The sequence below is a fragment of the Sulfuritalea hydrogenivorans sk43H genome, assembly GCF_000828635.1.
Taxonomy (GTDB): Bacteria; Pseudomonadota; Gammaproteobacteria; order Burkholderiales; family Rhodocyclaceae; genus Sulfuritalea; species Sulfuritalea hydrogenivorans.
Map to the genome: position 1 here is coordinate 50,275 of NZ_AP012547.1, position 13,195 is coordinate 63,469.

Sequence of the window (13,195 nt, forward strand, 5' to 3'; positions counted from 1 at the left end):
GCGCCGGGCAGACGCCGGTTCAGGTGACGAGGTATTCCACCAGCATGCCGGAAGTCTTGCGCAGGCGTCGCGAAAGCAGCCGGGCCAGGCGGAACATGAAGCGATAGGCGAGCAGCGGGTTTTCGGCCGCCATGCGGGCCATTTCGTCCGCGCTGAGTATCAGCACGGTGCAGTCGGTATCGGCCATGCAGCTCGCGGAGCGGCGTTCATGGTCGAGCAGGGCCATTTCGCCGACCATGCGGCCGCGACCTTCGTGGCTCAGCAGGTGGTTGCCGCTCTCGCCGCCCTTGAAGATCGACAGGCGACCATCCACCAGGATCAGCATGTAGGTTCCGGGGTCGCCTTCGCTGAAAATCACCTCGCCCTGCTTCCTGGCTTCACGGGACAGGTAGCGGGCAATCAGCTTGAGCTCGGGATAGGCAAAATCCTTGAACAGGTCCAGTCCGTCCAGGGTATCGGCAATGTCCATCATGATGTATGCGCCTCTCTTCGCAATGTCGTAAATCCGTTGGCTTGCCAGCCGTGATGCGCATGCCGGCGCATTTCAGGCATTCATTCGGCCGTAGCGTGCCAGACCTTCCAGAACCAGATTGTCGACCAGGCGGCACGGCAGGCTCATGTGCGGTGCCAGCTCGGCCGCCGCGCCGCCCGAGAGCAGGCACGGCGCTTCGCTGCCCAGCGTGGCATGCAGGCGTTCGATGGCGCCCAGCGTGGCGTGGATGGCGCCGCTGACGATGGCATCGTCGGTGTTGGTCGGCCGCGCCCGGTAATGGCCGGCTGCGTGCGGCAGGTCGGCGGTATTGCGCGCCAGCGACGCGCGCATCAGCGCCAGGCCGGGCAGGATGAATCCGCCGCGAAACACGCCGTCGCCGTCCAGCGCGTCGATGGTGGTCGCCGTGCCGGCCATCACCACCAGGGCCGGCCCTTCGTGCAGGCCGCGCGCCGCGATCAGGGCGGCCCAGCGATCGGCGCCGAGTTGTTGCGGCTTGTCGTAGCCGTTCTTCACACCGCAGGCGGCGTGGGTGCTGGCGAGCCAGTCGAGCGGGATGCCGAGTGTTGCCGCGAGGCCTTCGATGCGCCGCCGCATGGCGTCACCCGCCACGTTGCAGGCCACGATGCGTTCCGGCGCCGCGGGCAGCGTTGCCGCGAGACCCTCCAGGGCGTCGTGGCCAGCCGCTTTCTGCACGCGCCAGCCGCGGCCGTCGAAGATGCCATATTTGAGGCGCGTGTTGCCGGCATCGAGGCAGAGAAGCATGATCGTCAGGCGGGGCGCAGCGAGACTTCGCCGGACAGGATGCGTTCGACTCGGCCATCGACGTCAAGCAAAAGGGCGCCGTCGGTATCGACACCGCGGCAGATGCCTTCGCGCGGCGGGCCGAAGTCGCCCGACAGCGTGACGCGGGCGTCCTGATGGGCGTGGTGGGCCAGCCACCGCGGGCGAATCGCGGCGAAGCCGGCCGTGGCGAAGGTTTCCAGCGTGAGCAGCAGTTCGCCGAGCAGGGCGGCATACAGGTCGTTCGCATCCGGAGCGGCGCCACCGGCGGAAAGCGCGGCCGATGCGGCACGCACCTCGTCCGGCATGCCGGCCGGCAGTCGCAGGTTGATGCCGATGCCGATGACGGCGGCATGCGGTGCGCCGGGCACCAGTTCGACCAGGATGCCGCCGAGCTTGCGGCCCTCCTTGAGGATGTCGTTGGGCCATTTCAGCGCCGTCCCGCCAGCGCCGACTCCGCGCAGCGCGCGCGCCACGGCAACGCCGACGGCAAGGGACAGCCCGGCTGGCGCGGTGCCCGGCGCGAAACGCCAGAGCAGCGAAAACGTCAGGCTGTCGCCGGGGCTGGCGAACCAGCTGCGGCCGCGCCGGCCGCGCCCCGCGGTCTGCTCTTCGGCGATGACCACCGTGCCGGATGGCGCGCCGGATTCGGCGCGAGCGAGCAGGACCGCATTGGTCGAATCGCAACTGGGCAGGACATCGATATCGAAGCGGCGCGCGGCGTCCCCGAGCTTGGCGGCAATGGCGGCGATGGTGACAGGCATGCGGGTTTCCTGTGACGACGGGCGCCCGATGGCGCGCCGGGAATGACCGGCCCGACTATAACTCTAGAAAAAGCAGTTGATCCGCAGATTTCACAGATTTTCGCAGATGGATCAACACGTTTGGCACGCCTTGTCCATCCCCCATCGGGTTTGTCGGCGATTACCTCCAACCCTATGAAGTACCGCGTTTTAATCTGCGAAAATCTGCGTCATCTGCGGAAAATAGGATAACCGAAGCGGGCTGTTCAGGTCGTTTCGGGGTCGCCCTTGATGTCGTCCAGGGCGAGATCCTGGATCTTGCGCGTGATGGTGTTGCGGCCGATGCCGAGCAGTTGCGCGGCGTCGATGCGGCGTCCGCCGGTGGCGTTGAGGGCGCGCCGGATCAGGGTGGCTTCGAACTCGCGGCTGAGCTGATCGAAGACCTTGCCGGGCGCCGCGGCGAGCAGCCGGTCGGTTTCGGCGGCCAGGGTGGCGCTCCAGGTCTCGGGCAGGTCGCGACGCGCGGCGCTGTCCGAGCCGTCGCGCAGTTCGGCCGGCAGATCGGAAATGTCCACGCTTTGTCCCGGCGCCATCACGGTCAGCCAGTGGCAGAGGTTTTCCAGTTGCCGCACGTTGCCCGGGAACTCCAGGCCCTGCAGGTATTTGAGCGCGGCATCGGTGAGGCGCTTGGCTTCGCCGCCGAGTTCCTGGGCGCTTTTTTGCAGGAAATGCTTCGCCAGCACCGGAATGTCGTCGCGCCGCTCGCGCAGGGGCGGCAGGCGCAGGCGGATGACATTGAGGCGGTGGAACAGGTCTTCGCGGAACAGGCCGGCCTTGACCCGGCCTTCCAGGTCCTGGTGGGTGGCGGCGATCACGCGCACGTTGGCCTTCACCGGCTGGTGGCCGCCGACGCGATAGAAGTTGCCGTCGGAGAGCACGCGCAGCAGCCGGGTCTGCAATTCGGCCGGCATGTCGCCGATCTCGTCGAGGAACAGCGTGCCGTTGTCGGCCTGCTCGAAGCGTCCGCGACGCAGCGCCGTGGCGCCGGTGAAGGCGCCCTTTTCGTGGCCGAACAGCTCGGATTCGAGCAGGTCGCGCGGAATCGCCGCCGTGTTGATGGCGATGAAGGGCGCATCCTTGCGCGGGCTGTGGCGATGCAGGGCGCGCGCCACGAGTTCCTTGCCGGTGCCGGATTCGCCGTTGATCAGCACCGTGGCGTGGGATTGGGACAGGCGGCCGATGGCGCGAAAGACTTCCTGCATGGCCCCGCCCTGCCCCAGGATTTCAGGCACCGCGCTGCTGGTTTCAGGCGCACCATTTTGGTGCGCCGCTTCGGTAATCGCCCGCCGCACCAGGTCCACGGCCTGATCCACGTCAAAGGGCTTGGGCAGGTATTCGAAGGCGCCGCCCTGGAATGCCGCCACGGCGGAGTCGAGGTCGGAATAGGCGGTCATGATGATGACCGGCAGCTCGGGATAGTGCGTTTTGACATGGCGCAGCAGATCCAGCCCGCTGCTGCCCGGCATGCGGATGTCGGAAACCAGGACCTGCGGCCTCTGGCCATGGTTGAGCGCGGCCAGCGCCTCGTCGGCGGAAGCGAAGCACTTGGCCGGGATGTTCTCGCGGCCGAGCGCCTTCTCCAGCACCCAGCGGATGGAGCGGTCGTCGTCGATGATCCAGACAGCGTTCATGGTCTGCCGCCGGGCAGCCCCAAGGCAGACCCGCAAAAAGCCTGCGAGCGAAGCGAGGCACTGTCACCCCTTCTCCTGGAGAAGGGGCTGGGGGAAAAGTTGTTCATCATTCTTCCTTGCTCTTGTTCTTGCGTGTAATCGGCAGGATCAGCGAAAAGCAGGTATGGCCGGGCCGCGACGTCACTTCAATGGTGCCACCGTGTTGCTGGACAAAGCTCTGGGCGATGGTCAGTCCGAGACCGCTGCCGTTTTCCCGGCCGGATACCAGCGGATAAAAGATCTTGTCGCGAATCTCTTCCGCAATTCCCGGGCCGTTGTCCATCACTTGCAATTCGAGTGCCAGCTGATGGTGCTTCTTCGCCAGCGTCACCTGGCGCGCGGCCCGGGTGCGGAAAATGATTTCGCCCTTGCCGTGCATTGCCTGGGCGGCATTGCGCGAGATGTTGAGGATGGCCTGGATCAACTGTTCGCGGTCGCCGGTGATGTCGGGCAGCGAGGTGTCGTAGTCGCGGCGGACGGTGACATCGTGGTATTCGGCATGGATCAGCCGCCGCACCCGTTCGAGGATTTCGTGGATGTTCACCAGGGCCGGCTGCATCACGCGATGCGAGGACAGCAGGCGTTGCATCAGGTCCTGCAGGCGATCGGCTTCGGCAATGATGACTTGCGTGTATTCCTTGAGCGGCTCGCTGGCGAGTTCGCGTTCCAGCAACTGGGCGGAACCGCGAATGCCGCCGAGCGGATTCTTGATTTCGTGCGCCAGGTTGCGCACCAGTTCGCGATTGGCCTGCTGCTGCTGGGCGAGCTGCTCCTCGCGCGCGGCCTTGAGCTGCTGGTCGATCGGACGGACTTCCAGCAGCAGGCGCGCGCTGCCGGTTTCCACCGGCGTCACCGTGCAATCGACATGCAGCTCGACGTTCTGCGCCCGCTTGATCAGGATGTTGTGGCCGGTGTAGCTCCAGTTGTTCTTCAGCGCGCTGTCCAGTGCGGCGACGAGTTCGGGCGGCTCGCCCACCAGCTTTTGCAGCGGCTGGCCGAGCAGCTGGCGCGAACTGACGGCGAACAGGTTTTCCGCCGCCGGATTGACGTGGCGGATGACCAGTTTGGCGTCGATCAGCACCACGGCGGAGGAAAGCAGGTCCAGTCCGCTGAAGGCGTTGAATGTTTCGGTGGTGTTTGCGTTCATCACGGAGGATGTGTGCAAGAAGCGCACCAGTCGCTGATTCGTGTTGGGCTGCGGGTCAGCGCAGGTTGCCGAGTTCTTTCTTCAGTGATTCGACGTTTCGCTCATGCAATGCGAGGGTGTCGCGCAGGGGCTGGAGCTTGTCGACGGGCTGGTTGCCTGCCTCGGCCAGGGCTTTCCTGGCCTTTTCCGCATTCTGCAATTCGGTGGCGAGTTCCTTGTCGAGAATGGCCCGCCGGTCGCCGTCGCGAGCCTTCTGCTCGCTGCCGGAAACCCGGGGGAAATCGCCGGGCGTCGGCGTCGCGGCGGCACGCGGCCTGGCTCCGTTGCCGCTCGGCGCCGAAACGGGGGACTGGTGCGAGAGCACGATGCAGCTTTTCTTCGGGGCTTTCTGGTTGGTATACAGCACCACGCCGGAATCGTCCGTGCACTTGTAAAGCGTATTGGCCGCCGCGGCCAGCGGCAGCGCCAGGCAGAGAACCAGGAGAGCTTTCTTCATGGTGCCGAGTGTATGTCAATTGCAGAAAAAAATGGACGGGCAGCGCCCGTCCATTTTTTTGTTGCTTGCGGCGGATGAAGCATCCGCCACGGAGGATTCATCAAATCGAGTAGTACATGTCGAACTCGACCGGATGGGTGGTCATGCGGAACTTGGTGACTTCTTCCATCTTGAGGTCGATGTAGGCATCGAGCATCTCGTTGCTGAACACGCCGCCACGGGTGAGGAACTCGCGGTCCTTGTCCAGGTACTCCAGCGCCTGCTCCAGCGACGAACAGACGGTCGGAATCTTGGCATCCTCTTCCGGCGGCAGGTCGTAGAGGTTCTTGTCGGCGGGATCGCCGGGGTGGATCTTGTTCTGCACGCCGTCGAGGCCGGCCATCATCAGCGCGGTGAAGCACAGATAGGGGTTGGCGCCCGGATCGGGGAAGCGGGTTTCGATGCGGCGGGCCTTGTCCGAATGCACGTAGGGGATGCGGATCGAGGCGGAACGGTTGCGGGCCGAGTAGGCCAGCTTGACCGGAGCTTCGAAGCCGGGGACCAGGCGCTTGTAGGAGTTGGTCAGCGGGTTGGTGATGGCGTTCAGGGCGCGCGCATGCTTGATCACGCCGCCGATGTAGTACAGCGCGAACTCGGACAGGCCAGCGTAGCCGTTGCCGGCGAAGAGGTTCTTGCCGTCCTTCCAGATCGACTGGTGCACGTGCATGCCGGAGCCGTTGTCGCCGACGATGGGCTTGGGCATGAAGGTCGCGGTCTTGCCGTAGCTGTGGGCGACGTTATGCACGATGTACTTCAAGAGCTGGGTCTGGTCGGCGCGGCGCACCAGTGTGTTGAACACGGTGCCGATTTCGTTCTGGCCGGCGGTGGCGACTTCGTGGTGATGCACCTCGACGGGCACGCCGCAGGCTTCGAGCAGCAGGCACATCTGGGCGCGCATGTCGTTGAAGCTGTCGACCGGGGGCACGGGGAAGTAGCCGCCCTTGACCGTCGGACGGTGGCCGGTGTTGCCGTTCTCGAACTTCTCGGCGGACGACCAGGCGGCCTCTTCGGAGTAGATCTTGACGTGGGCGCCGGACATGTCCACGCCCCACTCGATGCTGTCGAAAATGAAGAACTCGGGCTCGGGGCCGAAGTAGGCGGTGTCGCCGATGCCGGAGGACTTGAGGTAGGCCTCGCCGCGCTTGGCGATCGAGCGCGGATCGCGGTCATAGCCCTTGCCGTCGGCCGGCTCGACCACGTCGCAGGTCAGTACCAGCGTGGTCTCGTCGAAGAAGGGGTCGATGTAGGCGCTGTTGGCGTCGGGCATCAGCTGCATGTCGGAGGCCTGGATGCCTTTCCAGCCGGCGATCGAGGAACCGTCGAAGGCGTGGCCGTCTTCGAACTTGTCCATGCTGAAGGCGGAAATCGGCACGCCGACGTGCTGTTCCTTGCCGCGGGTGTCGGTAAAGCGGAAGTCGACGAAACGGACTTCCTTCTCTTCGACCAACTTGAGTACGTCCTGGGGGGTCATGGTGCTCTCCTAAAATGAATGGCAATGCCGTGAATTCGATTCCGTCAAGCGGTGCAGCACCCTGATAGCAGTTAACGTGCCATTCGCGTCACGAAAGGAAGCGATTGTGCCACAAGTCTTTTTGCTTCTCGATACCTCAATCGGCGCACCAAAACCGTGCCGCCGCAATACCAAATGCACTATGTTGGTGCAATCCTCTGATTTATCCGGACAGCGCTGAACCAGGCGTCGCCGGGCAGGGCCGCATCCACACGGTGTTTGATGGCGGCCAGCCTGCTTGCGTCGGCATAGCCGGGAGGCAGAAAGACCTCTGCCTCGACACGGTTGCCGAGGTAATGCAGGGTGGTGTGTTCGAACTCCGGCGGATCGGCGTCGAGCAGCTCGCGCAAATGGGCGAGCAGGACGGCCCGCTCCGGTAGCTGGATCGCGGCGTTGCCCAGCAGGTCGTTCTCGGCATCGACGTGAACCAGCACGTCGAGCACTTCCGGGTGAAGGGCCAGCACGCGCTGGCGCACCGACTCGGCGACGCGGTGGCCTTCGGACACGCTGATGCGGGGATTGACCTGCACGTGGGCATCGACCAGCACCTGGTGCGCCATGCGCCGGGTCCGCAGTTCATGCATGCTGAGCACTCCGGAGGTGCTGGCGATGGTGTGGCGGATCGCGTCCACTTCCTCGGCCGAGAGGCCGGTATCGATCAGTTCCCGAATCGCTTCCCAGCCGAACTTGAGTCCGGCGCGCACGATCATCGCGCCGACGATGATCGCCGCCACGGCGTCGGCAAAGTTGAAGCCGATCAGCGCACCGGCGATGCCCGCCGCCACGACCAGCGAGGAAAGCGCGTCGGCGCGGGCATGCCAGGCATTGGCCACCAGCATCGGCGAGCGCAGGCGCTCGGCTTTCGCCAGCATGTAGCGGAACAGGCCTTCCTTCGCCGCCAGCGTGAACATCGCCGCCCACATGGCGGCGACGCCGACCGGCGGTGCGCTGCCGATATCCTGCAGGCGGCCCGCCGCGGCGATCAGGATGCCGCCGCCAGTGCCCGCCAGCAACAGGCCCAGCACCAGCGAGGCCGCCGTTTCGAAGCGGCCGTGGCCGTAGGGGTGATCGGCGTCGGCGGCTTCCGCGCCCTTGCGGTTGGCGAACAGCACGAAGCCGTCGGCGACGATGTCGGACAGCGTGTGCATGGCGTCCGCGATCAGGCTTTGCGAGTGGGCAATGAAACCCACCACCAGCTGCATCGCGGTCAGCATGATATTGACGGCAACGCTGACCCAGGTGATGCGCTGGCCTTCGGCGAAGCGCGCATCGTCCTTCGACTGCAAATTTTCGACAGGGGTGTCGGCCATCTTGTCCGTGTGGGTTTCGCGGGAGATTGGGGAAAGCTATACTCCCAACCCCTGCATTCTATCCCGCCACTTCTGACGCCTTGCCGTGGGACGCCTAACCGAAATTCTCCAGCTGGCGCAGTCGCGCGCCCGCGAGCTGAACCTGCCTTACGAAGGTGCGCTGACGCCTGCCGAGGCGCATGAACTGCTGCAACTCGCGCCGGCGGCGCGGCTGGTCGATGTGCGCACCAAGGCCGAGCTGGACTGGGTCGGCCGCGTGCCGGGCGCCATCGAAATCGAATGGCAGGATTATCCCGCCAAGCAGCTCAACGCGCATTTCATCCAGATACTGAAGCACAGCGTGGTCACGGAATCCCTGCTGCTGTTTCTGTGCCGCTCGGGCCAGCGTTCCAGCGCGGCGGCGAAAGCCGCCACCGAGGCGGGGTTTCCCGACTGCTACAACATCCTCGAAGGTTTCGAGGGCAACAAGGACGCCAACGGCCAGCGCAATCGCAGCGGCGGCTGGCGCCACGCCGGACTTCCCTGGAATCAAGGCTGAGACTCGTCATCATGCAAACCGCCACAATTTCCTTCGACCGCTTCAACACCCTCGCCGACCGCGCCGCCGGCGAGCGCATCCGCGCCGCGCGCGCCAGGCTCGGCGACAAGGTGGTGCTGCTCTGTCACCATTACCAGCGCGCCGATGTCTATGCCCACGCCGACATCACCGGCGATTCGCTGAAACTTTCCCGACTGGCCTCGCAGTCCGACGCCGAGAACATCGTTTTCTGCGGCGTGCATTTCATGGCCGAAGTGGCCGACATTCTTTCGCGCCCCGAACAGGTTTCCATCCTCCCCGACCTCGCCGCGGGTTGCTCCATGGCCGACATGGCCAGCCTGGCCAAGGTCGAGCGTGCCTGGCGCGAACTATCGGCGGTGCTGGATCCCGACCAGAAAGTCACGCCGGTCACCTACATCAATTCGGCCGCCGACTTGAAGGCTTTCTGCGGCGAGCACGGCGGCATCGTCTGCACCTCGTCCAACGCCACAAAAATTCTGCAATGGTCTTTTGCCCAGCGCGAGAAGGTGCTGTTCTTCCCCGACCAGCATCTCGGGCGCTGGAGCGGCTACAAGATGGGCATCCCGCTCGACGACATGGTGATCTGGAATCCCGACCTCGAATTGGGCGGCCTCACGCGCGAACAGATCGCCAAGGCGAAGATCATCCTCTGGCACGGCTACTGTTCCGTGCACCAGATGTTCCAGCCGAAGGACATACTCAAGTTCCGCAACCAGCATCCCGATGGATTTGTCATTTCGCATCCCGAGTGCAGCTTCGAAGTCTGCAAGCAGTCCGATTACATCGGCAGTACCGAAACCATTTTGCAGACGGTGAAGGCGGCGCCGCCCAACACGCGCTGGCTGGTGGGCACCGAGCTCAACCTGGTCGAGCGGCTGGCGGAGGAAGTCAAGCACGAAGGCAAGATCGTGCAGTTCATGGCCGGCACCATCTGCATGTGCTCGACCATGCAGCGCATCGATCCGCAGCACCTGGCGTGGACGCTGGAAAACCTGGCCGAGGGCCGCGTGGTCAACCAGATCAAGGTGCCCGCACACGAGGCGAAGCTGGCCAAGATTGCACTGGAGCGCATGCTCGCCGTGTCGTGAGCGCCGACTTTCCGTCGCGGTGTCCCCTCATGCGCCGAGGCGCAGTGCTTCGTCGGCCCAGGTGAGCGCCTCGGCCGAGGCTGTTTCGATCTCCGCCAGCGGGATTGCCAGTTGCGTGGCGAGACGGTCGACCGCTTCGACGCGCCCCTTTTCGACGGCAATCGCCAGCATCAGGTAGCGTCCCAGCGGCCCTTCGCTTTGCAGCAGCACGTCGCGCATCGCGGCCGACAGGTGCATGTGCTCCACCACCCTGGCCATGGGCACGCCGAGCAGGCTGTCGAGCAGCGACAGCAGGCCGACCAGGAACAGCTCATCGCATTCGGCCTTGCCGTGGCGGCCGTGCCCGATCAGTTCGAGGAAGCGGCCGCGGGAAAGCGCCAGTTCGAGCAGCACCTCGTCGCGCGGCGAACCGGTGCCGGCGCGAAAAACGCCGATCGACAGCCAGCGGTAAAGCTGTTCGCGTCCCAGCACCATGATCGCCTGATCGATGCTGGTGACTGGCTGCGGCAGCCCCAGCAACGGCGAATTGGCCATCGCCACAACTTTCACGGTGACGCCCGGATCGCGTTTGGCCAGTGTCGCGATGTCGGCCAGGTCCGCGTCGCGGCGCAACAGGTTGAGCATTTCGATGAGGACCAGGCGGCTCTGGCTGATTTCGCCGGTCTGCTGCTCCTCGTCGGGGCAGACGGTGAATGACCCCGCGCAGTATGCCGCGCCGAGTGAAACGCAATAGCGGCGCTCCGGCCAGCTGCCGACGTTTTCGACCAGCAGTTCCAGTTGCGGATGGCGTTGCCGGAGCGAGGCGACCGCCTGTTCGAAGCCGGGCAGCGCGTAGGCGGAAAAATCGATCAGCAACAGGTCGACCAGCGTGCCGAGGCAGTCATTCGCGGATGGGCTGTCGGCCATCGCCAGGGCCACCCGGGCGCCGGCGGACCGGATTGACATGGCAGCGTCGCGCCAGTGGTCGATATGCGCCGGATCATCGGACCACTCCAGCAGGAAAGTCGTGCGCGGACCGATCAGCGAGCGGAAATCAAGATTGAGCCAATCCAGCGGTTGAACCGGAATCAGCGCGAGGCGCCGTTCGGCGAATGCGGCAATGTTGTTGGCGCGCAGCACGTCGAGTGTGGCGCGCGCGTGCGGCCGGTGCGGCGAATCCGGCACCCGGGCGGCGAACCGATAGCCGGCGATGCGCGTCTTGGCGTCGATGATTTCGTCGCGCTGAAGCACCACCGGGGGAGTTTCCCTGGGCGGCGCGGTGAATGACGGCGCATCCGGCGGCAGCGGCTTCGGCGCGCGGCCGAAGGGGTCGTCGTTGATTTGCGGTGATCGCCGTTGTCCGAACAAACGCCCGATGAAACCCATGATGTACAACTCCCGGGAAAGAAGACCGGCCCGACAGACAGCCCGTCGTCCACGCATTATCGCTCGGCGCGCGGACATGAACATGGACGGACGCGGGACACACCGCTATGCTGTGCGCCTGCCCGGCGCGTCACCACGAGCAAGCGCGTTGTTTCGCACCCCACCAGCGGCATCGAACGGACATTTTCATGCAAACAGAAAGCTACATCGCCGGCAAGGACGCTTCCCTCGAATCGTCCATCGCCACCATGCAGGGCAAGCTGGAAGCGCTCGGCTTCCATGTCGAGGAACGTTCATGGTTGAATCCGGTGGATGGCGCCTGGTCGGTGCATGTGCGCGACCGCGATTGCCCGCTGCTGTTCACCAACGGCAAGGGCGCCTCGCGGCTGGCCGCGCTGGCGAGCGCGCTCGGCGAGTTCTTCGAGCGGCTGTCCTGCAACTACTTCTGGACGCACTACTACCTCGGCGACCAGTTTGCCAACCGCGACTTCGCCCACTACCCGCGTGAAAAATGGTTTCAGCCCGGCGCCAATGGCGAATGGCCGGAACAGTTGCTGACGCCCGAACTGCGCGCGCTCTACAACCCCGACGGATCGATCGACGCCAATGCGCTGGTGGACCTCAATTCCGGCGACGCCGAGCGCGGCATCTGCGCCCTGCCCTACGTGCGGCAACGCGATGGCGAGACGGTCTGGTTCCCGGTCAACATCATCGGCAACCTGTACGTCAGCAACGGCATGTCGGCCGGCAACACCGAGATGGAAGCGCGCACCCAGGCGTTGTCGGAAATCCTCGAGCGCCACATCAAGTTCCGCATCATCAGCGAAGGGCTGTGCCTGCCCGACGTTCCCGACGAGGTGATCGCGCGTTATCCGCGCATCGAAGCCGGCATCCGCGGCTTGCGCGAGGCCGGCTTCGGCATCCTGGTCAAGGACGCGTCGCTCGGTGGCGAATACCCGGTGATGAACGTCACGCTGCTGCATCCCGAGGACCAGGGCTGCTTCTCCAGCTTCGGCGCCCATCCGCGTTTCGAGATCGCACTCGAACGCGCGCTGACCGAGCTGCTGCAGGGCCGCGGCCTCGATGCGCTGGCCGGCTTCCCCGAGCCCGGTTTCGACCTCGACGAAATCGCCGCCTCGCCCAACATCGAGATCCACTTTGTCGATTCCAGCGGCATCATCAGCTGGAACTTCCTGAGTGGCACGCCGGATTTCGAATTCGTCGACTGGAACTTCAGCAATACCACGGCGGAGGATTACCAGTGGCTGGTGGAACGGATTCATCGCTCCGGCCACGACATCTACATCGCCGACTTCACGCACCTCGGGGTCTATGCCTGCCGCATCCTGGTGCCGGGCATGTCGGAGATCTATCCGCTGGACGATCTGGAGTGGGAGAACAACAGCGTCGGCAACGCCATCCGCGAAGCCATCCTGCACCTGCCGGAACTCGACGACGAAGAATGCGCCAACCTGCTGGACACGCTGAACGACCTCGACCTGCAGGACGCCCGCCCCGTTGCGGCGCTGATCGGCCTCGCCGCCGACGAGGGCTCGCTGTGGAGCGACCTGCGCGTGGGCGAACTGAAGACGCTGCTGGCGCTGGCCATCGGCGATGGGGATGCGATCCGCGAAGGCTGCGAATGGGTGCGCCACTTCGAGCAGCTCGATCCCGCGCGCCGCCGGATCTATCGCTGCATCGAGATCCTGCTGAAACTGGGCGGCGCCGAGGGGCATCGCGGCGCACTGGAACATCTCTACGGTACGGACACCGTGGCCACCGCCGAGGCCATGCTGCGGCGGGAGCAGCGCTTTTTCGGCCTCGATACGCCGGGCATGGGGCTCGCCGGCTGCGATCTGCATCAGCGCTTGCTGGCGGCCTACGCCAAGCTACCTCACTAGGAGCGATCGACAGGCCGCCCTCCTAACAGCTATT

12 protein-coding genes are annotated in these 13,195 nt (G+C 64.9%); 3 read left to right on the forward strand and 9 right to left on the reverse strand.

Annotated elements, in window-relative coordinates; translation table 11 throughout:
• Positions 1 to 19 precede the first annotated feature (19 nt).
• The 8 genes from SUTH_RS00220 to SUTH_RS00255 form a co-directional block, all read right to left on the reverse strand.
• Positions 20 to 472: a cyclic nucleotide-binding domain-containing protein gene (locus SUTH_RS00220; protein ID WP_052472978.1), complete on the reverse strand. Its 453-nt coding sequence runs from the start codon at positions 470 to 472 to the stop codon at positions 20 to 22.
• Positions 473 to 544: 72 nt separating this feature from the next.
• On the reverse strand, positions 545 to 1,255 hold the full coding sequence (locus SUTH_RS00225; protein ID WP_041096165.1) for a type III pantothenate kinase: 711 nt from the start codon (positions 1,253 to 1,255) through the stop codon (positions 545 to 547).
• A 5-nt stretch (positions 1,256 to 1,260) separates the two neighbouring features.
• Entirely contained in the window at positions 1,261 to 2,037 is a 777-nt protein-coding gene (locus SUTH_RS00230) for a biotin--[acetyl-CoA-carboxylase] ligase (RefSeq protein WP_041096167.1), read from the reverse strand.
• Positions 2,038 to 2,282: 245 nt separating this feature from the next.
• On the reverse strand, positions 2,283 to 3,707 hold the full coding sequence (ntrC, locus tag SUTH_RS00235) for a nitrogen regulation protein NR(I) (protein WP_041096168.1): 1,425 nt from the start codon (positions 3,705 to 3,707) through the stop codon (positions 2,283 to 2,285).
• 106 nt (positions 3,708 to 3,813) lie between these two features.
• Positions 3,814 to 4,893, reverse strand: a complete 1,080-nt coding sequence (gene glnL / locus SUTH_RS00240; protein WP_041096170.1) for a nitrogen regulation protein NR(II) — start codon at positions 4,891 to 4,893, stop codon at positions 3,814 to 3,816.
• 55 nt (positions 4,894 to 4,948) lie between these two features.
• Complete coding sequence (locus SUTH_RS00245; RefSeq protein ID WP_041096172.1) at positions 4,949 to 5,389, reverse strand: DUF4124 domain-containing protein; 441 nt, start codon at positions 5,387 to 5,389, stop codon at positions 4,949 to 4,951.
• A gap of 100 nt (positions 5,390 to 5,489) precedes the next feature.
• On the reverse strand, positions 5,490 to 6,899 hold the full coding sequence (glnA, locus tag SUTH_RS00250; RefSeq protein ID WP_041096173.1) for a type I glutamate--ammonia ligase: 1,410 nt from the start codon (positions 6,897 to 6,899) through the stop codon (positions 5,490 to 5,492).
• Positions 6,900 to 7,078: 179 nt separating this feature from the next.
• Complete coding sequence (locus SUTH_RS00255) at positions 7,079 to 8,248, reverse strand: cation diffusion facilitator family transporter (RefSeq protein WP_041096175.1); 1,170 nt, start codon at positions 8,246 to 8,248, stop codon at positions 7,079 to 7,081.
• Between the two features lie 85 nt (positions 8,249 to 8,333).
• Here SUTH_RS00255 and SUTH_RS00260 point away from each other — a divergent pair, with 85 nt between their 5' ends.
• Together SUTH_RS00260 and nadA are read left to right on the forward strand one after the other, a co-directional pair.
• The gene (locus SUTH_RS00260) at positions 8,334 to 8,786 is read left to right on the forward strand and encodes a rhodanese-like domain-containing protein (RefSeq protein WP_041096177.1); all 453 of its coding nucleotides are present in this window, start codon (positions 8,334 to 8,336) and stop codon (positions 8,784 to 8,786) included.
• A gap of 11 nt (positions 8,787 to 8,797) precedes the next feature.
• The gene (gene nadA, locus SUTH_RS00265) at positions 8,798 to 9,895 is read left to right on the forward strand and encodes a quinolinate synthase NadA (protein WP_041096180.1); all 1,098 of its coding nucleotides are present in this window, start codon (positions 8,798 to 8,800) and stop codon (positions 9,893 to 9,895) included.
• A 27-nt stretch (positions 9,896 to 9,922) separates the two neighbouring features.
• On the opposite strand, the gene SUTH_RS00270 is transcribed toward nadA, so the two are convergent.
• Positions 9,923 to 11,260: an EAL and HDOD domain-containing protein gene (locus SUTH_RS00270; protein WP_041096182.1), complete on the reverse strand. Its 1,338-nt coding sequence runs from the start codon at positions 11,258 to 11,260 to the stop codon at positions 9,923 to 9,925.
• Positions 11,261 to 11,448: 188 nt separating this feature from the next.
• On the opposite strand from SUTH_RS00270, the gene ycaO reads away from it, so the two are divergent.
• A complete protein-coding gene (ycaO, locus tag SUTH_RS00275; protein WP_041096184.1) occupies positions 11,449 to 13,161 on the forward strand; it encodes a 30S ribosomal protein S12 methylthiotransferase accessory factor YcaO in 1,713 nt (570 codons plus the stop codon).
• The last annotated feature ends 34 nt before the right edge of the window (positions 13,162 to 13,195 follow it).